19 protein-coding genes are annotated in these 17,047 nt (G+C 31.3%); 8 read left to right on the top strand and 11 right to left on the bottom strand.

What is annotated here, in order from left to right; all coding sequences use genetic code 11:
* Window positions 1–20: 20 nt before the first annotated feature.
* The 5 genes from ACRASX_RS08800 to ACRASX_RS08780 all read right to left on the bottom strand — a co-directional run bounded on the left by ACRASX_RS08800 (window position 21) and on the right by ACRASX_RS08780 (window position 4,791).
* On the bottom strand, window positions 21–374 hold the full coding sequence (locus ACRASX_RS08800; RefSeq protein WP_432220930.1) for a hypothetical protein: 354 nt from the start codon (window positions 372–374) through the stop codon (window positions 21–23).
* Window positions 375–423: 49 nt separating this feature from the next.
* Entirely contained in the window at window positions 424–1,140 is a 717-nt protein-coding gene (locus ACRASX_RS08795; RefSeq protein ID WP_432220929.1) for a DUF6140 family protein, read from the bottom strand.
* Between the two features lie 97 nt (window positions 1,141–1,237).
* Entirely contained in the window at window positions 1,238–2,359 is a 1,122-nt protein-coding gene (locus tag ACRASX_RS08790) for a restriction endonuclease subunit S (protein ID WP_432220928.1), read from the bottom strand.
* Window positions 2,353–3,063, bottom strand: a complete 711-nt coding sequence (locus ACRASX_RS08785) for a hypothetical protein (protein WP_432220927.1) — start codon at window positions 3,061–3,063, stop codon at window positions 2,353–2,355. Before ACRASX_RS08785 ends, ACRASX_RS08790 begins: the two co-directional genes overlap by 7 nt.
* Window positions 3,064–3,066: 3 nt before the next feature.
* Window positions 3,067–4,791 (bottom strand): type I restriction-modification system subunit M, encoded by a 1,725-nt coding sequence (locus ACRASX_RS08780; RefSeq protein ID WP_432220926.1) that lies wholly within the window; start codon window positions 4,789–4,791, stop codon window positions 3,067–3,069.
* A 237-nt stretch (window positions 4,792–5,028) separates the two neighbouring features.
* On the opposite strand from ACRASX_RS08780, the gene ACRASX_RS08775 reads away from it, so the two are divergent.
* The 6 genes from ACRASX_RS08775 to ACRASX_RS08750 all read left to right on the top strand — a co-directional run bounded on the left by ACRASX_RS08775 (window position 5,029) and on the right by ACRASX_RS08750 (window position 8,687).
* Window positions 5,029–5,757, top strand: a complete 729-nt coding sequence (locus ACRASX_RS08775) for a hypothetical protein (protein ID WP_432220925.1) — start codon at window positions 5,029–5,031, stop codon at window positions 5,755–5,757.
* Window positions 5,758–5,831: 74 nt separating this feature from the next.
* Window positions 5,832–6,404, top strand: a complete 573-nt coding sequence (locus tag ACRASX_RS08770) for a hypothetical protein (protein ID WP_432220924.1) — start codon at window positions 5,832–5,834, stop codon at window positions 6,402–6,404.
* Window positions 6,404–6,610 carry a hypothetical protein gene (locus ACRASX_RS08765; RefSeq protein WP_432220923.1) on the top strand — a complete coding sequence of 69 codons (207 nt, stop codon included), beginning with the start codon at window positions 6,404–6,406 and terminating at the stop codon, window positions 6,608–6,610. Before ACRASX_RS08770 ends, ACRASX_RS08765 begins: the two co-directional genes overlap by 1 nt.
* A 27-nt stretch (window positions 6,611–6,637) precedes the next feature.
* Window positions 6,638–7,213 (top strand): hypothetical protein, encoded by a 576-nt coding sequence (locus ACRASX_RS08760; protein ID WP_432220922.1) that lies wholly within the window; start codon window positions 6,638–6,640, stop codon window positions 7,211–7,213.
* A gap of 72 nt (window positions 7,214–7,285) precedes the next feature.
* Window positions 7,286–8,179: a helix-turn-helix transcriptional regulator gene (locus ACRASX_RS08755; protein WP_432220921.1), complete on the top strand. Its 894-nt coding sequence runs from the start codon at window positions 7,286–7,288 to the stop codon at window positions 8,177–8,179.
* A 160-nt stretch (window positions 8,180–8,339) separates the two neighbouring features.
* Window positions 8,340–8,687: a cyclic-phosphate processing receiver domain-containing protein gene (locus ACRASX_RS08750; RefSeq protein WP_432220920.1), complete on the top strand. Its 348-nt coding sequence runs from the start codon at window positions 8,340–8,342 to the stop codon at window positions 8,685–8,687.
* Window positions 8,688–8,759: 72 nt separating this feature from the next.
* Here ACRASX_RS08750 and ACRASX_RS08745 read toward each other — a convergent pair whose 3' ends face one another.
* Together ACRASX_RS08745 and ACRASX_RS08740 are read right to left on the bottom strand one after the other, a co-directional pair.
* Window positions 8,760–9,833: a hypothetical protein gene (locus ACRASX_RS08745; RefSeq protein ID WP_432220919.1), complete on the bottom strand. Its 1,074-nt coding sequence runs from the start codon at window positions 9,831–9,833 to the stop codon at window positions 8,760–8,762.
* 113 nt (window positions 9,834–9,946) lie between these two features.
* Window positions 9,947–10,810, bottom strand: coding sequence for a hypothetical protein (locus ACRASX_RS08740; protein ID WP_432220918.1), 864 nt, complete (start codon window positions 10,808–10,810; stop codon window positions 9,947–9,949).
* A gap of 714 nt (window positions 10,811–11,524) precedes the next feature.
* On the opposite strand from ACRASX_RS08740, the gene ACRASX_RS08735 reads away from it, so the two are divergent.
* A protein-coding gene (locus tag ACRASX_RS08735) for an IS3 family transposase (protein ID WP_432220917.1) occupies window positions 11,525–12,699 on the top strand; the annotation gives its coding sequence in 2 pieces (ribosomal slippage) (window positions 11,525–11,792 and window positions 11,792–12,699; 1,176 coding nt in all).
* Window positions 12,700–13,044: 345 nt separating this feature from the next.
* Here the strand turns inward: ACRASX_RS08735 and ACRASX_RS08730 are convergent.
* The 3 genes from ACRASX_RS08730 to ACRASX_RS08720 all read right to left on the bottom strand — a co-directional run bounded on the left by ACRASX_RS08730 (window position 13,045) and on the right by ACRASX_RS08720 (window position 14,629).
* On the bottom strand, window positions 13,045–13,674 hold the full coding sequence (locus ACRASX_RS08730) for a hypothetical protein (protein WP_432220916.1): 630 nt from the start codon (window positions 13,672–13,674) through the stop codon (window positions 13,045–13,047).
* Window positions 13,675–13,683: 9 nt separating this feature from the next.
* Window positions 13,684–13,977: a hypothetical protein gene (locus ACRASX_RS08725; RefSeq protein WP_432220915.1), complete on the bottom strand. Its 294-nt coding sequence runs from the start codon at window positions 13,975–13,977 to the stop codon at window positions 13,684–13,686.
* 88 nt (window positions 13,978–14,065) lie between these two features.
* A complete protein-coding gene (locus ACRASX_RS08720) occupies window positions 14,066–14,629 on the bottom strand; it encodes a sigma factor (protein WP_432220914.1) in 564 nt (187 codons plus the stop codon).
* 305 nt (window positions 14,630–14,934) lie between these two features.
* Here ACRASX_RS08720 and ACRASX_RS08715 point away from each other — a divergent pair, with 305 nt between their 5' ends.
* Complete coding sequence (locus tag ACRASX_RS08715; protein ID WP_432220913.1) at window positions 14,935–15,096, top strand: hypothetical protein; 162 nt, start codon at window positions 14,935–14,937, stop codon at window positions 15,094–15,096.
* 62 nt (window positions 15,097–15,158) lie between these two features.
* Here the strand turns inward: ACRASX_RS08715 and ACRASX_RS08710 are convergent, their stop codons facing one another.
* Window positions 15,159–16,757 (bottom strand): FISUMP domain-containing protein, encoded by a 1,599-nt coding sequence (locus ACRASX_RS08710; RefSeq protein ID WP_432220912.1) that lies wholly within the window; start codon window positions 16,755–16,757, stop codon window positions 15,159–15,161.
* Between the last annotated feature and the right edge of the window lie 290 nt (window positions 16,758–17,047).

Raw genomic sequence — 17,047 nt, 5'->3', positions numbered from 1 at the left:
AACTAGTTGATTAATATTAATTATTTTATAATTACAAAATTGCGTTTATCTTCTTTACTCATTACTCCAATATATTCAAATAATTGACCTACTGAGTAAACATAACAACTATTCGTATCTACTTCTTTTGGATATAAGTTATATAAAACACCTTTGTTATACTTGTTTTTGTTTTCTATTGTTGCTTCAAATACTTTCTTCAGCATTTCCATCGAAATCTTAATAGATGTTCCTGTCTTTGAAATTTTTATTTTAAATTCTCCATTCTCCATTTCGGGTGTTTCAAGTACTTCTCTAATTTCACTGTTTTTATCAAATTTACAGCCTGAATAAGTTTTATCTAAAAGCTTTGATTTTACTAATGTCCATTCCATATAATATTTTTCCTTCTAAAATATTTGCTAATTTTTTCTTTTCCATATTTTAATTTATTTTTTCGCTGTCAAAATATGAACTTGATGCAAATTGTTTTAAATCAGAGCCATATTTAGCTTCAATAGCTACTCTTACTTTTTCTCTTCCTTTTTCTGTAGACAAAGGATTATTGTTATCAATAATTTCGACACTCATTCCTTTTTCAAGTTTTTGACCACCACTGTACAATCCTTGACTTTTATCGTAACTATCTATATCATTCAATAATTCTAAAATTTCTTTTTTTCCCCATTTATAACCTCTTTGATAGCTTCCAATTACAAATGTTTTGTTACTTAAATCTTTAATAGGTAATAAAATAAGTGTGTTTTTACTTTGAATGGGTAACTCTATACTTGCTATTGAATTACTAGTTATTATTTTAAAAACATCATTCGGCACAATATATTCTGTACTTTCATCTAAAGATTCAGTATATAATTTAAATTCACAATATCTATTTAAGCCTTGTCTTAAAGTTGCTAATCCATCATAGATATTTCCTTCAATTTCTAATGGCGGATGTGGTTTTATTTTTTCTCTATCGTCTTGTCTTGAATATTTAAGAAGATTAGCAACATAACTTAATCTATCACTATCGTAATGTTCATCAAGATTACCGTATGCTTGTTCAATAGTACTGCAATTACCAATACGAGAATTAACCGTATTTGAATCGTATTCCTTATTTTCAAACAGCCAGTTTTTAAACTCTTCTCTTTTCATATTTTAAGTCATTTTTCTAATTTATTCCACAAACCTAATCCCAAATAACGCAAACCATGTCTTTCTAACTATCAAACTTCAATTCCAATCCGAAACCCTAAACCAACCTAATCCTCCCCGTTAACAACTCCTGCATCATCCCTTGTTTAATTTGCCTTGCTTTTTCTAATTGTTTCTCAAACGTTTCTATCTCCAAATCCATATCCGATAAAATCGCCGCAATGCGGGTTTGTTCAGTGATTGATGGCATTGAAATCTCAATTTGTTCCAATGTTTTTTTATTTAAACTTGGCACGCCTGATGCCTCATTATATTCTTTCCATGGAATTTGCAAAAATTGATAATAAATATATTTTGGTAAAGTGTTTGAAAATGAATGACTAAAAAATAATGTATCAACTGTCCAAAATTTTCCTTTTAAAAATACGGGTTTATCTATTGTTCCTTTTCTTCCAATTCCAACAGATTCACCATCATAAAGATAATCGTTAACCATTGTCATGATTCCACCAGTTCCATAAACTGGAATATCACCAATAGAAAGATGTTTGTAATCTTTTCCACTTCCAAATTGAAGAACTTCCCCCAACTTCCTAACTTCCCAATCTTCCTTTGGTGTCAGCAATTCCTGCATAGCACCTTGTTTGAGCAGGCGTTTTTTGGCAATGAGTTGTTCTAGACTTTCAATCCACGCATCGGCATCGCTTAAAGCTTCGGCTATGGCTTGTTGTTCTGCTAGTGGTGGAAGTGGGATTTGTGTTTTTGAAAATTCTGTTTTATTTATCATAGGAACAGCTTGTTCACTAGCTCCTAATTTAATTTTTGGTGAAATAAAAGTTAGAAAATAATAAACAAAATCACTCGAATATAAATCATTAGGCAAAACTGCATTTATTTGTTGATTAGATGTTAATTCAAATAAAGATATTCCTGCTTTACCAATAGTTGAACCTATACATGTAAAAAGGATGCTGTTTTTAGGATATTTTCGTGCAATACTAAAACCAAGTTTTGAAAGCTTTTTTTCACTATTTAAAATGTATTTACCTTTTCCTAAATCTGAAGGACTAACAAAATAATATTCTTCACCATAAAAATTACGATTATTTGTTGCTGGTGTCATACCTGTATTAACATTCCCAATGTTTCCTAGTTCGTTAACCTCCCAATCCTCAGGAATCACACCAATCTCCGTTTGTTTGTAACCGCTTTTTACCATGACCATCCCATTTTTTGCAAGTGCGCTTTTACTTTGGTTGCCGCTTCATTGGCTTGCGTATCTAAACTTACTAAAGTAGTGGCGTAACGTTCTGCCAACAGTTTAATGCGTTGGGTTAGGTTTTGGCTAATGCGTTCTTGTTCTTGTTGCAGGCAGTTTTGCAAATGCGCTTTCCATTTGTAGTGCAAAACAGCATCTTTAATTATAGCATCTGGTAAAGTTGAATACTGAGCAATTACCAATTTTTCTAACGCTATGTCTAAATTCTTAATTTCGGTACTTGCTTTCTTAATGACCTCGGCATTTTTAAGATAGTCTTTTAGTACTTCTAATTCTCCTTTTGGCATCATTTTGTCTTTTTGCCTTTCTTTCAGCAACTTAGCTACTTCTGTAGCGTTTACCTTTTCTAAATCGGCGAACAATCCTTCTTCACCAGCATTTTCTTCTTCTATTTCTGTTAATCGTGCTTGTGCAGTTTCTACCAACTGTTCTTTTGTGGCAATGGCATTTTTTTCTTCACTAAAAAATATTTTAATTAGCAATTGTGGAGCAATCATTCTGCCTTCTACACCTACTAACCCGCCAATTTCTTTGTCTTTGGCAACTTTGCCGTCCTTTCCTTTTTTGCCTTTTACTACCAATCGTTGGTATTCGTTTCCTGCTCTCCAACCGTCTAAAGCAATCGAATAGACATCGTCTTGCATGGTTTAGTTCCAATATTGCATCAAATGTTGGTACATATCATAGCCATTCACCAACACATTGCTTTCAAAAGCAGACAAAAGCGTTTCGCCTGCCTGCGCAATAATTTCTTTAGGATGTACGCCAACGTTCAGGTTTCCCCAAAGTTGTTGCTGTTGTTGCATCCATTGGTCAAACGTGTTTTGCAAATTAGTATTGAAAGCCACAAATTCGCTGTGGTCAAAAATGGTAGTTTTTAATTCGCTTGTAGGAACGCCCACTTGTACAAATCCTTCCCGAAGGTTTTCGAATAAGGTTTTACGCAACGTAGGGAAGACATTCCAATAATTTTGTAATGCATCTACATCTACCAGTGGAATACCACCTTGTAAATGCGCTTCAATATTTTGTAAATCTTCGGTTTCTTGGGTATCAATATATCGTGGAATGTTCAGGTTGTAATCGTTCTTGGCATCAGCAATTTCACTTATCGGAACCATTCGGCTGAACTTTGACACTTCGGCTTGTTCGGTAAACACATCGGTAATTTTACGAATATCTTGTTCGCGCAAGCGGTTTTTGTTGCCATCTTTTGTAAATCCTTTACTGGCATCCATCATAAAAATACCTTTGCGATGTTCGGCATTTTCACGATCTAAAATAATAATACAAGCGGGAATTCCTGTTCCGTAAAACAAGTTGGCTGGCAAACCAATAATTCCTTTGATATAGCCTTTCTTTAAAATGTTTTTTCTGATTTCACCTTCGGCATTTCCTCTAAACAACACACCGTGTGGTAAAACTACCGCTGCTTTTCCAGTTGATTTCAAGGATTGAAGAATATGTAATAAAAAGGCATAATCGCCATTTTTTTCTGGCGGAACACCCAACTCGAATCGATCAAAGGGATCATTCTCAACATTGACACCATTACTCCAACTTTTTAACGAAAAAGGTGGATTTGAAACTACATAATCAAAACGCTTCAACTTTCCGTTTTCAATAAACGCTGGTCTTGTTAAGGTATTATCAGCTACAATACTCGCTGTTTCAGCGGCGTGCAAAATCATGTTCATGTGCGCCAAATTGGCTGTAGCGGTTTCTTTTTCTTGTCCGTACAAATCGATGCCTTTCCCAGCTTCGTTCATTACTTTCAGCAATAAGCTGCCCGACCCCGCAGTCGGATCGTATGCCGTAGTTTGCGTCGTGGCATTGCTTGGAGAAATCCCAATTACTTTTGCCAAAATACGAGAAACTTCGGCTGGTGTATAAAATTGCCCTTTTGATTTTCCTGATTCTGTTGCAAAATGACGCATTAAATATTCGTAAGCATCACCGAGAATGTCATCGCCTTCGGCAGAATTTTTAGAAAAATCTAATGAATTATCATTGAAGATTCGAACCAAATTAGAAACGGTATCGACTAAATCTTTTCCTTTTCCGAGTTTGTTTTCATCGTTAAAATCAGGAAAGTCATTTAGCCCATTTTCTTCCTTGAGAACATTCAGAATTTTCTTATTGATGTCATCACCGATGTTTGGTGTTCCAATTAATTGCACCATAGCATCAAATGACGCTTCGGGCGGAACTACAATAGCAAAACTATCGTCTTTTTTGGCTTTGTCTGAAATGTACTTGACAAACAACATCGTCAGTACGTAATCTTTATACTGAGAAGCGTCCATTCCGCCTCGTAATTCATCGCAACTCGCCCACAATGAGCTGTATAATTCTGATTTTTTGATTGCCATTGATTGTTTATTGTCTTTTTAAACAAGAGTACTAATGTGCTCTTATTTGAATTTATATTTTAAAATAAGTTCGGTCGCTAATCTATAGTATTTGGCTGAATTTTGCTATTGAATACTCAAATAAAAAACTCAGAAAAAGTATTTTTATTTAGTTACATAATAATCCGAAATTAATAAAACAGTCCGCCACCTATTGGCTGAATAGCTTACTATTTTCGCATTATAAAACTATTTGTCATGATTAAAACAATAGAGGAATTAACATTTGTCGTACAAGACTTAGAGCGCAAAATAGAAGCAATACAACATCAATTGAGTGAGGCTCATTTTCATAAGAACACATTTATAATAAAAGAGTTGGAAGAAAAGGAAAGAATTGCCAAAAGACAAATTCAAGAGCATATGAAACTCTTTCGGAATACGATAAGTGACAATCATATTGCACTAAAATTATTCGCTAGCAAACTGTATATTTTAGAAAAAAAACACAATTTGAAACCGCAAATAAATAATGCAGCGATCTATTGTTTAAATATTTTACAAGACAAACATGCTACACTCCGTCAAGATCAAATTTACTTCGCGAGATTAGGACAAAATCAAGCAGCAGATTTGTGCAGTAGCGAAATGGAACTCATTGAAATACAATCAAAATTGATGTTGAAAGAATTTCATGCCAGTAGACAGCAAAAACCAAATAACATACCAAATGAAGAATTAAAAAACCAACTAAAGTCTATTCTACATTATTACCATTGGGATTTTCAAACTGTTAAAGCAACTTTGGAAAAAAGAAAATCTGAGTTAGAAGTACAATTGGAAGAACTTTCGGAAAAATTAAAATCGATAATTGTTAAATTCAACTATCTAAAAGCGGATAAAATCATAGAAGAATTAAAACTTTTAGAACAGGAATTGTACGATATAAAAGTAAAAATTAATGGTACAATAGATTATATTTTATGAAGATTGAATAAGCTTAAGAATAACAAAGTAGGTATCAATTTGAATTATGTCACTCAACCAATTTGTATTAAAGGATGAAAAGAACTACAAAAACTATAATAATATGCCATTCAGGGGGTGCAATTGGTGCAGACACTGTTTTTGAAACTATTGGCGAATCTCACGGTATTATCACTTTGGCTTATTCTTATAAAACACTTGAACATCAAAGTAAAAATAAAATTGAAATTAATGAGGAATCTTTCCTTAAAGGTGTTGAAAAAGTGCATTTAGCTAATAAATCGCTACAGAGAAAAATCAACTACAAATACATCAATTTACTTTCTAGAAATTGGCAACAAATTAAAAATGCCGACCAAGTTTTTGCCATTAGTAAAATTATTTTCAAGAATATTGAATGTGTTTCGGGTGGGACAGGCTGGGCTGTTCAAATGGCAATTGATCATCAAAAAGAGATTTTTGTGTTTGACCAAATTCAGAATACTTGGTTTACATGGTCTTATTCGGAATCTAAATTCTGTATATTACCATCATGTCCCAAAATTACAAGTTTGAATTTCGCAGGCATTGGAATTCGAAAGATTACTATAAATGGTATAAAAGCCATCGAAGATTTATATAGCAATTCATTTAATAAAGTACTATAATGAAACAGTTACTGATCACCTTAACCGACGAACAACACGAAATGTTTACCAAAAAAATAGAAAGCGAAGCCATTAAAAACATGGAACATAGTACACTTTCTGGATTTTCAATTACTTTAAAAGAAGCTTTTCCAGGAATGTCTTGGCTAACGGTTGATATGAATGGCGAACTGGATTTGGGCGATGTTGATTGGAAAATTATTTAGTAAAAAACTTTGGATTTAATAAGCACTATGCCCAAGATAAAAATTAATACTTTCGGTATCGGCATCGAAATTCGGCAATTGCATTTGGATGAAGAAACACGGCAGCAATGGATCGCAATCGCAAAAAAAAGAAACCGACTTCTAACGGATTTAATTTTAGATCCATTTTTCTATCATAGATTAAAGAATAAACGTTTTAAGCAAGTTTCGGATATCGATTCCACTAGTGTAATTGGAATGATAAACAACCCGAAAAGTCATATCGAGATCTGGTTTGATCGAAAAAAAGTTATAAAAATTGATTCGTATGATTTGTTTAATGAAATGCTATTGTTTCCTTTATTCCATTTAGAACAGAACCAAAGTTTTTTAAAAAATAATTTGGAAGATGGACTTTATGTAGTTCAAAAAACGATTGGTTTACTTCAATCCGAGCAATTAGAGGTTAGTTCGCATAATCTGACTGTAGATGATTTCACTTTCCATATTTCTAAATATGAGAATGAGGATTTGTTAACTCAAATAAAGTATCAGAACCAAAATTTCAATCTTACAAAAAGCGATACGATCATAACGTATCAAAATGCTTTTGAAATTAAATAAGATAATTTATTTATACTGACTTTTTTTGGCGGTGTAAAACTGTATTTTAGCCGTATTAAAATTACAGTAATTATGGCTAAAGTAGGATTTTACAAAAGGTATTTATTCATCATTGATCGTCTTAATACTGTTCCCACAAACTTTAAAGATTTGCATCAATATGTGATGACTAAGTTAAAAAACGATGATCTTGGTTCTAATTTTGAATTCTCGTCGCGCACTTTTGACCGTGATAAAAAAGACATTGCTGATTTATTTGGGACTGTAATCAAATTCAATCGTAAGGACAAAGTCTATTATATTGATGAAGAAACAGAAGATCCATCAGTATCGAGAATGATCGAGGCTTTTTCGATCCACCAAGCACTGAAGGGCAATAAAATAACACCAAGTATTTACTTAGAAAAACGAAAATCATCTGGAACTCATCTGATGAACGATATTTTGAACGCTATTCAAAACAGTTTAAAAGTGAGTTTTACGCACACTAAGTTTTGGGATATGGAAATTACGGTACGAACTGTAAAACCCTTAGCTATCAAAGAATCGCAACACCGTTGGTATTTGATTGCTTGGGATAGCAAAACCGAAATGATTAAAAATTTTGGCTTCGATCGTATTTCTAATTTTAAAATTTTAGATATTAAATTCAAACCCGTACTCGCTGATATAGAGAAAAAATACCAACATGCTTTTGGCATAGAAACATATTCTCCCGCACAAAAAATAGTACTAGAATTTTCTTGGCAGCAAGGAAATTACATCAAGTCGTTCCCGCTACACACTTCCCAAAAAATTGTAACAGACAACCAAGAAAAACTGGTTATTGAACTCTTCATGCATGCTACGAATGACATTACCATGGAATTACTAAAATACGGTGCCGAAGTTAAAGTAATCGAACCAGAATCGCTGCGAAATGACATTAAAAATCGTGCGATCGAAATGATGAAGTTGTATGAGTGAAAATTCACTATCATACTTTTAATTTCAATTTAGAATAATAAAAGCTAATCTAATTACGTATGGATAGCAAAACACAAGTTACATCATCAAATATGCGTAATGAAAAGCGGAAGACAATAAATTATTTTCTTTCAGCAACAGGTTTTAACAATACATTATAATGAACTACAAACTTTTTCTTGATGACATTCGAACTGTTCCAATGGTATATAAAAGCCTCAAGGATGATGATTTCATAATTGTTAGAAATTTTATTGATTTCAAAAAAGTAATACTAAAAAAAGGACTTCCTTCTTATATAAGTTTCGATAATGATCTTGGACTTGATGAATATGGAATCATTGCGCCAGATGGATATGCTGCGGCAAAATGGTTGGTATATAATTCTGGATTAGATTTAAGAGAGTTACAATTCTATGTGCATTCGGCTAACCCAGTTGCCAAGCAGCAAATTCAAAGCTTATTGGATAATTATATTAAACATCTTAACAGTGACGATGATATTTGATCAGAGAGTAAATTTTGTTAGATTTAATTGTTCGGACATTATCATAAGTCTAAGCCAGAAAACGAATACACATTAATTAATGAATGTGTATTCCTTTTTAGAAAATAGACTGAAATTATTGATTTTCATCGCTATCCAAATTTTGATTTTATAGAAAGTTGATACTCCAAACCCAGTCGCTAAAATATTGACTGCTATTGCATCGTTTAGGTTTAAATCCTCACTTGTACTCATAATTATATTCGAACAATGTCCTGTTTTACTTTGAATGTAGGCATTTATGACTCCCACTTCCTCTATTGTCATATCAACTGTTCCCGAGCTAATCACCACGGATATATTTTTAGCACTCTTAATATTTGAATGAAGCAAGCAGCAAGGCTTTAAGGCTTCTGTAACTGCCTTATTTGCTCTGTTTTCACCTTTAGCCATTGCTTGTCCTGCAAAGCAATTACTGTTGTCTGACAGCACCATTTTACTGTATTTAAAGTTAATACTAGAATAGTTAGCACAAAGAGTATCTGCACTAGACACAGTTATGTTAGTAACAATGGACGAAAGCGATTCAATTACACTTTCTTTCAATTTTACTAATTTTTCATCATGATTGAGTATGCCGTATTTGTCTTTAATTCTGAAATGATCAATAATCAGTAGAGCATTCACATAGCTATAAAGTCGTTTAATTTTTGGAAGAGTTACCATTTGTTCTATTATTTTATTACGATCAATTGGCACAGTTATAATTGCCATAGAAAGAATTCCTTTACTCTTTGCCATACGACCAAGTAACGCAATCATCTCACTGTTTTTACTTTCGGCAATTACAATAATTATTTTAGTTCGGTCGTCAATTATTTTATCAAAACTTTCGGCTAAATACTGCTTTTTAATGGTACCATTCGAACGAAAGGGAAAAAAGCTGGATATGTTAGTATTTAGTTGCCTATTATTTGGAACCGCACTACTTTGTAAAGTTGTTTCACTGCAGCTCGCAGCTATAAAGTCCAATCCTGTATTGTCATTCAGAAATAATTCATTGATTATATTAATTCCGAAAGTACCTAGTCCTAGCACTTTTATCATTCCAGTCATATTTTCTGGAATTTGAATAGCTACGCTCTTATTTGCGATTTTATAACACATAATCTTTTATTTGTTTGCTTCAAAAGTATTGGGAAGATCTGCCAGAATGTGTCGGTTGGATTTTGGAATTTATAGAAATTTAATTACAACGAATAAGATTAACACTCGAACATCTAAAGTAACCCATCCTCTATATCCTCGATCAAATCTTCAAAATATTCCACATTTAATTCATCATTCGCATTCCATATCTCGTAATAATTCTGATAATCAAATATTAGGTCCAAGTAACGAAGATTACTACTCACTTGAATTGGCATGAAGTTAAACGCAAATTTATCGTTCTGCCGTACCTCTACCTTTATTTTCTTTTGTGAGAGAAAACCTGTATTCAACGACTGAGCAGAAGTATCCAGGAATATTTTTAAATCACTATCAGCCGAAAAACCAAACAGATTGATTAGAAAGTTCGACTCCGCATATACTTCCCCAGTCATGTTTTGTGACACCCCATCAAAATTATTAAGCAAGTTGTGAGATACATTTAACCTTCCGTACAGCTCTCTTGGGCCACCTTTTAAGGTTTTTAACTTATTTGATTTGCAATTCAAACATCCCTTAATTATTTGTGGACATCCCTCTAAAGTATGCAATAAGTTATTATTACATAGCAAATCATTTCGAACGATATCGGCACACCCATCCAATGTTGTGAGCTGATTTCGACTACAGTCGTAGTTCCCACCGACAAATTTTGGTCCGTATTTTAAAGAGGTTAAACCATTATTGGTTACCACAAAGTTTTCACCCACAAAGTGTGGCGCATTTTTAAGCGATAGCAGTTTTGATCCCGAACAAGTGAAATTTCCCCCAACTTTACCGAATTTCAATGGTATTTGCTTCAATTGATCGTAAGCGATAATAACATCTACATCAATTGTACTTTGATTATCAACTAAATTAATTGTGAAGTGGTTCATTTGACTGTTGTACTTCTTTTTTATACAGATAACTTCTTCTTCGGCAATAACTTTCATTTTTATCATAATCGATTGATATACAGCTAATTTACGTTAACAAAACAACAAATGCCAGCAAAATAATTAATAATTTAATATCAGTATTCAATTTTGTAAAAAGTGCTGATCATAAATAAATTGATTTTCTACCAAAGCCTTCTAAGTCGTTTATAAATCCAAATATCGTATGTAATCAAATCCATAATACCATTAATTTAAAGTGAATTTAGTTAGTGCACTTTAAGTCGATCTATGGTCAACTTTTATAGTTAGATTTTATCTTGAATTGAAATATTAAAACTTTTACTTCTCATGTCATCTTTATATAATGGTTTAAATATTTATAATTTATAGATTAGAAAGAATAAAAAAAAAAACCAAATAACTACTTATAATTAATTAATAAGTAGTATTCAAAGTTCCGCTTTTATTCCCATAAAATATAACAAATTCGCATGTTAGGCCAAGCCACTATTGACTTGAAACAAAAATAATAAATCCACCCCAAAAACGATGTAACGAATAAAACAGATCATCATAGTTAACCGAAATTGTCTTTCGTTAGTTATTTCATGATAAATCTTAACTCATTACGCTAGTGCTCAAAATAAAAAACTTGATCATAATATTCAATTTTAGCTAAACTTTTCAATCAATTCTAGATATAAGTATTGAGTGGACATGCTAACTTAGCCTACACAGAAAGTTAAGAAATAATCTTAATTTTAGCCTATGAAAGAAGTCCGCAAAATTTATGACAAAGCTTTTAAAGAAAAAGCCGTTCAATTGAGTTATGAGAGAACAAATGTATCAGAACTCGCCAGAGAGTTAGGAGTTACAGCACCACAGTTGTATAAATGGCGTAAAGAGTACGAGGAGTTTGGAGAAGGAAGTTTTCCTGGTAAAGGAAATTTAAAACTCACTCCCGAGCAAGAAAAAATCCACGAATTGGAGAAAAGACTCAAAGATGCCGAGTTAGAACGTGATATATTAAAAAAAGCAATCGGCATTTTTTCCATGAGCGGTCGATGATTTATAGTTTCATTAAAAACAATGAACAAGTATTCCCGATTGAAAAAATGTGCAAAGTTCTACAAGTGAGTAGTGGAAGTTATTACCGATGGAAAAAACAATCAATTACCGCAAGACGACAGCTAAAAATTATTATAAAAGAACAGATAACATTGATTTATTTTGCAACGAAACAAAGATATGGAAGTCCTAGAATAATATTGGAATTACAGCATTTAGGTTATAAAGTTTCACGAATTACAGTTGCAAAATATATGAAAGAACTTGGCTTGCGAAGTAAATTAAGCAAAAAGTTCAAAGTTACAACCAACTCAAATCATAATTATTTAGTTGTCGAAAATGTATTAAATAGAGAGTTTATTGTAAAAATGCCTTCAAAAGTTTGGGTTTCGGATATTACTTATATCCAAACTAAAGAGGGGTTTGTATACCTGACCACTATTATGGATTTATACGACAGAAAAATTATTGGTTGGAGTTTAAGTGACGCAATGAATACAGAAGAAACTACGCTTGGAGCTTGGAAAATGGCGGTTAAAAACCGAGATGTCGATGAAGGTTTGATTTTTCATTCTGACAGAGGTGTCCAATATGCCAGTAAAAAGTTTGTAAATGTTCTTGATTCCTCTAAAAAAATAACCCGCAGTATGAGTCGTAAAGGAAATTGCTGGGATAATGCTGTGGCGGAAAGCTTCTTCAAATCTTTGAAAACGGAATTGATTTATGGGAACAAACTGATTTCTAAAGAACAAATGAAACTGGAGATCTTTGAATACATTGAAATTTGGTACAATAGAAAAAGGAGACACTCTGCTTTGAATTATGCAACTATTGAAGAATTTAACAATCAAATTAATTACAAAAATGTAGCTTAACTTATACTGCAGGTTTTATTTGCATATCCACAATAATGAAGTAAAAGTTGTTTTACATGCTGAAAGCGATCTTAATGCACCCTTTGAATATAAAAGAATTGCCAAACCTATTGTGAAAAAAATTCTTGAAAAAGATATTTCTAAAATAAGATTTTATATGTTTATCAAAGTCATAACTCCGCAACAAAGTTCAATCTTTAACAGTAGTGTAGAATACTATTTTCGATATTACTCAAAAGAATAAGAAAATTTTAATACTGATCTAATTGCAAGCCTATAGACTGCTATATCTGATTTCATAAAGATGAAGATTCTAATTGTTTTTTTTAAAAACTTTAGTCGCTTTCAACCTATTAATTCATATCCTAAATTAGTATACCCTACAATTCTGCTATCTGTTGTTTTTATAAGCTTATCGATAGCTGTTAAATCAGTTGGTATCCTTACAAAATTTTCCATCGAAATAGTTTTATTCAAGTCGATATAGCCTAAGCAATCGGATCGAAGTACATACAAATAATCATTTACTAAAAAGAAATCTTTAAAAGAATAGCTACCCAATTTTTCAATACAAACACCCGTATCTGGATCGATTGAATAAATTAAATCGTTATTAGAATTAAAATAGTCATTAACAGACAAACAAACGTCTTTCTTCCCTTTGATACTAATATGCTGACTTCCTCCTATAGATCCAAATGTAGAAGAAAAGATGATCAACCAATCCTTATTTCCATCCCCTTTTACAACATGCTCATAGGCTCCATTCATAGGCAATTCAATCGTTTTTAAATATTCTGGCGAATTTGAAATGGCTATATCAAATTCAAAAATATATTTTGGGTATACAATATTATCCATTAGAATCAATTTGTCATCAACAATCACAATATCATCAATAGATTTTTCCTTAATCAATTTAATAGGCAAATCGATTTGTTTGTATTTGATTTCAATCGTTTCTAAATCCAGCAAAGAACATAGTTATCCAGCTCCATTTTTCTTACTCTTGTAAGCACCTCCTAAATAAACAGTATTGTTTTTGACTGCTATTGTTTTAAAATCAAATTGATTGTTAAAAGCGATTAATTCACCCTCTTTATTAAATATTTTAAGGGCTTTCTCTTTATAAAAAATAGAAACAAAATACAAGTTTTCACTCACTATGGTTATCGAATGATAGGGAATATTGATAGAACCTAATTCTACAATTTTATTATCCTCTATAGTAGCAATGATACTTTTTTCTGATTGTGGAATTACGAATCGGTTTGCCATGTTTTTTTATTACGTGATTTAATTTCAGCTAGCTATAACAAAACTCTTTTTTGGTTTTAACGATATTTATTGAACTAGTAAATTTGTTTTACAGATTATCAGGTAATTTCTTGTATTCGTTTAAATAGCTTGCAAACAAATCTTGTTCATTCTTGATTTTCCGTTCTTTTTCCTCAGCTATCTTCTCAACTGACAATTGAGATTGTACTGTGTCTTCTAACAAAGCATATTTTTTTCCAATTTTAGGCATAGATCCTAAAATTGGATCTATAGGCAATAGCACTATTTGCTCTGCCACAGCTTGAGAGAGATATTTTCGAATGGACCACTCCAAATAAAAACGAAAAGAAACTCCTAACTCTACTTTAAAACATTTAGCAGAATTTATCAAAGCTAAATTACCTTCATTAATAAGATTCCAAAGAGCAAGCCCTTGATTTTCATATTCTTTTGTTATTGATACTACCAAACTAAAATTGGATTTAACCAATTTTTCAATTGCATTTTGGTCGCCCGTTTTAATCAATACAATCAGTTCAACTTCTTCGGCATCTGTAAGTGAGCTATAATTTTCAATTTCTTGTAAATAGTTCTTTAACTCAACTTCTTTTTCCGAATCACTTATCTTTTTTGTTACTTTTAATTGTCTCATACAATCTTAACTTTAAAAATTTCTAATTTCCTTTCTATAATTTCCTTTCTAAAAATACTTCTCATTTTCTTAACCTCATCGGAAATTACTTTTTTGAAACCACATTTAATATTAATTTAAAGAAGTTATACTATTAAAATTATCTTCCTCATTTTGTTACTTATAAGAGTTTACCACAGCTGATTTACCTCCAAAAATTACATGAAAAATTTTTATATTATTTAAACAAATCATTTTTTATTTATAGAAGTATTTTAAAAATATGTATATATTTACTTTTATAAAATCATATCATCTATAAAAATATGCAAACATACTACGGTAAAATCAGATTAAAATCAGGTGGACATCCAATTAATGTTACTACTGAAGCAAGCAATAATTCAGCTGCAAAAAAAAACATTGAAGCTCAATATTCAGGGCAAATAGATTCTTGGGCTAAACAAATGTCAACTAGTCCAAATTAAAACATTAAATTTTACAGGGTTTAACTTTTAAGTTAAACCCTATTTTTATTAGAATTATCAATTTACTTTTCTCCTTTTCCTAAAAACAAATTAAATATTTTACGAGATAATGTTTTATTTTCTAATGGAAATTCAGTTCCTTCTTTATTAACGTTCTCTAATTCTTCCTTTTTATAAAATAAATTTAATTCCTCAATGTCAATAATTTTTACTTTTCTGGTTACGCTTCCTTCAAAAGGACCTACTATCCCAGCAGCTTCAAGTTGGTCAATTAATCGACCTGCTCTGTTATAACCAATTTTCAACTTTCTTTGTAATAATGATCCTGAACCTTGTTGAGTACTGACTATTATTTCTGCAGCTTCTTTAAACAATAAATCTTTATTACTAAAATCAAATTTAATCACTTCTGGTAATATGAATGACGAAGTATTTTTTTTTTCATGAAAAGTATCTTCATTAAATTTGAGATTCATTTTTTTTTCAATATCAATATTTATTTCCTTAAGAATTTCTGTTTTACTATTAAATAGTATTTCAACCCCTAAAGTACCTTTTCCAGGTATTGGAATGAGGCACTTAATATCTGAAATGGATAAATTTAATTTAGAAGACAATTCGTATATAAAGTATTTTTCAACCTCCTTCATTTTGGAAAGCCTAAATCCAGCCTCTGGCCAGATTTCATAATAAATTGTGCTATCATCATGTAAAGCAGTTATCTTACAAACCTCATATTCTACTGCTTTAAAAGCATCTAAAATGTTTTTTCCATAATTTAATATTTTTTCTGACAATTTTGATGAACTTAATTCTATTGATATTTCTTTTTCATTTTCCTTTATACATCTAACTGAATATCCATAAGAATCTGACAACGGTGTCTCAAATATATCATCATAATAATAACGATCATTATCTACTATATTAGGATAAATATAACAATAATCGTGCATTGAAGTATTCTCACTGTCCGTAGAGGAAAACTTATCCCAAGAATCTTTTATCCATAAAACACTAATGCTTTCAATCATAAAAAATTCCCATTTAATCAATTTTCCATAAAACCCACCAGGTTTCAAATCAAACCCGCTTTTATTTGTACCATTTTTACCAGATTGTAATTCAAAAGAATTATATGTAAGATATTCTTCAACTTTTTCAATTATTTCATAATAAGACCATCCCTCTCTACTTCTCAAAGCTTTTGTATCTGCATTTTTCAATAATGTTGAAAAATCAAACTTTGTAGGTATTGTCCATCCAGTGGGAGCAAGACCTCTTCTATCATAAATTGCAAAGTAATTATATAAAAGTCCTAATTTCTCACCATTTAAAGGATCATCATCATAATAGCACCAAGCAGGTGTTTCACTTTTTAAAGCAGTCTCCCATTGTTCTTTACTTGAAGCTTCAATTATGGAATCTCCATTTCTAAAGGTTTTTATATTTAAGTTTTCAGTCATCCAAACTTGATCACCAATGGTTACAGTACTATATTCATCTTCAACTATCTGTTCAAACTTCTCCTTCTTTTTTTCTTCAACTTTCACATTGTTTCCAATTATCTCGTTTAACAATATTGAATATTGATCTTGGTCTATAGCTCCTGTTTCAAGAAGCATCTTTAATTCTTTAATTTGTTCTATTTTATTTATCATGTTTAAAACAATTTAGATAATGAAATTTATACTTACAATCTTTTTTAAATATTAGTTTTTAAAAACTTCAAGCCGTTTAATTAATCATTCTTTCCCATTGTGGAATTGATGCTATAGCATACATATTTACAAGTTTTTTATACTGATTTTCGTGAAATTTACATCGTGAATGGCAAATCCTAAATTTTAACTTTACGTTTTACAAAATCATCTATCGGAACACATCAGATCATTTAATACATTTCTTTGAAATCAGTTCGCCTTCTTCAGCATTTGTAAGTGAAGTAAAT

The organism is Flavobacterium sp. TMP13 (assembly GCF_050847115.1).
GTDB lineage: Bacteria > Bacteroidota > Bacteroidia > Flavobacteriales > Flavobacteriaceae > Flavobacterium.
The sequence above is the reverse complement of the archived record's forward strand: the minus strand, read 5'-3'. Positions and strand labels throughout refer to the sequence as shown.

Coding starts and splice junctions, on each gene's coding strand:
- ACRASX_RS08745 (WP_432220919.1), bottom strand. CDS start 9,833: ATGTGTTATAAAATCGCAAATAAGAGCGTAGCTATTCAAATTCCAGAA.
- ACRASX_RS08780 (WP_432220926.1), bottom strand. CDS start 4,791: ATGGCAATCAAAAAATCAGAATTATACAGCTCATTGTGGGCGAGTTGC.
- ACRASX_RS08800 (WP_432220930.1), bottom strand. CDS start 374: ATGGAATGGACATTAGTAAAATCAAAGCTTTTAGATAAAACTTATTCA.
- ACRASX_RS08725 (WP_432220915.1), bottom strand. CDS start 13,977: ATGGCAAACCGATTCGTAATTCCACAATCAGAAAAAAGTATCATTGCT.
- ACRASX_RS08770 (WP_432220924.1), top strand. CDS start 5,832: ATGAAAAGAACTACAAAAACTATAATAATATGCCATTCAGGGGGTGCA.
- ACRASX_RS08710 (WP_432220912.1), bottom strand. CDS start 16,757: ATGATAAATAAAATAGAACAAATTAAAGAATTAAAGATGCTTCTTGAA.
- ACRASX_RS08760 (WP_432220922.1), top strand. CDS start 6,638: ATGCCCAAGATAAAAATTAATACTTTCGGTATCGGCATCGAAATTCGG.
- ACRASX_RS08785 (WP_432220927.1), bottom strand. CDS start 3,063: ATGCAAGACGATGTCTATTCGATTGCTTTAGACGGTTGGAGAGCAGGA.
- ACRASX_RS08775 (WP_432220925.1), top strand. CDS start 5,029: ATGATTAAAACAATAGAGGAATTAACATTTGTCGTACAAGACTTAGAG.
- ACRASX_RS08765 (WP_432220923.1), top strand. CDS start 6,404: ATGAAACAGTTACTGATCACCTTAACCGACGAACAACACGAAATGTTT.
- ACRASX_RS08715 (WP_432220913.1), top strand. CDS start 14,935: ATGCAAACATACTACGGTAAAATCAGATTAAAATCAGGTGGACATCCA.
- ACRASX_RS08740 (WP_432220918.1), bottom strand. CDS start 10,810: ATGAAAGTTATTGCCGAAGAAGAAGTTATCTGTATAAAAAAGAAGTAC.
- ACRASX_RS08790 (WP_432220928.1), bottom strand. CDS start 2,359: ATGGTAAAAAGCGGTTACAAACAAACGGAGATTGGTGTGATTCCTGAG.
- ACRASX_RS08795 (WP_432220929.1), bottom strand. CDS start 1,140: ATGAAAAGAGAAGAGTTTAAAAACTGGCTGTTTGAAAATAAGGAATAC.
- ACRASX_RS08755 (WP_432220921.1), top strand. CDS start 7,286: ATGGCTAAAGTAGGATTTTACAAAAGGTATTTATTCATCATTGATCGT.
- ACRASX_RS08720 (WP_432220914.1), bottom strand. CDS start 14,629: ATGAGACAATTAAAAGTAACAAAAAAGATAAGTGATTCGGAAAAAGAA.
- ACRASX_RS08750 (WP_432220920.1), top strand. CDS start 8,340: ATGAACTACAAACTTTTTCTTGATGACATTCGAACTGTTCCAATGGTA.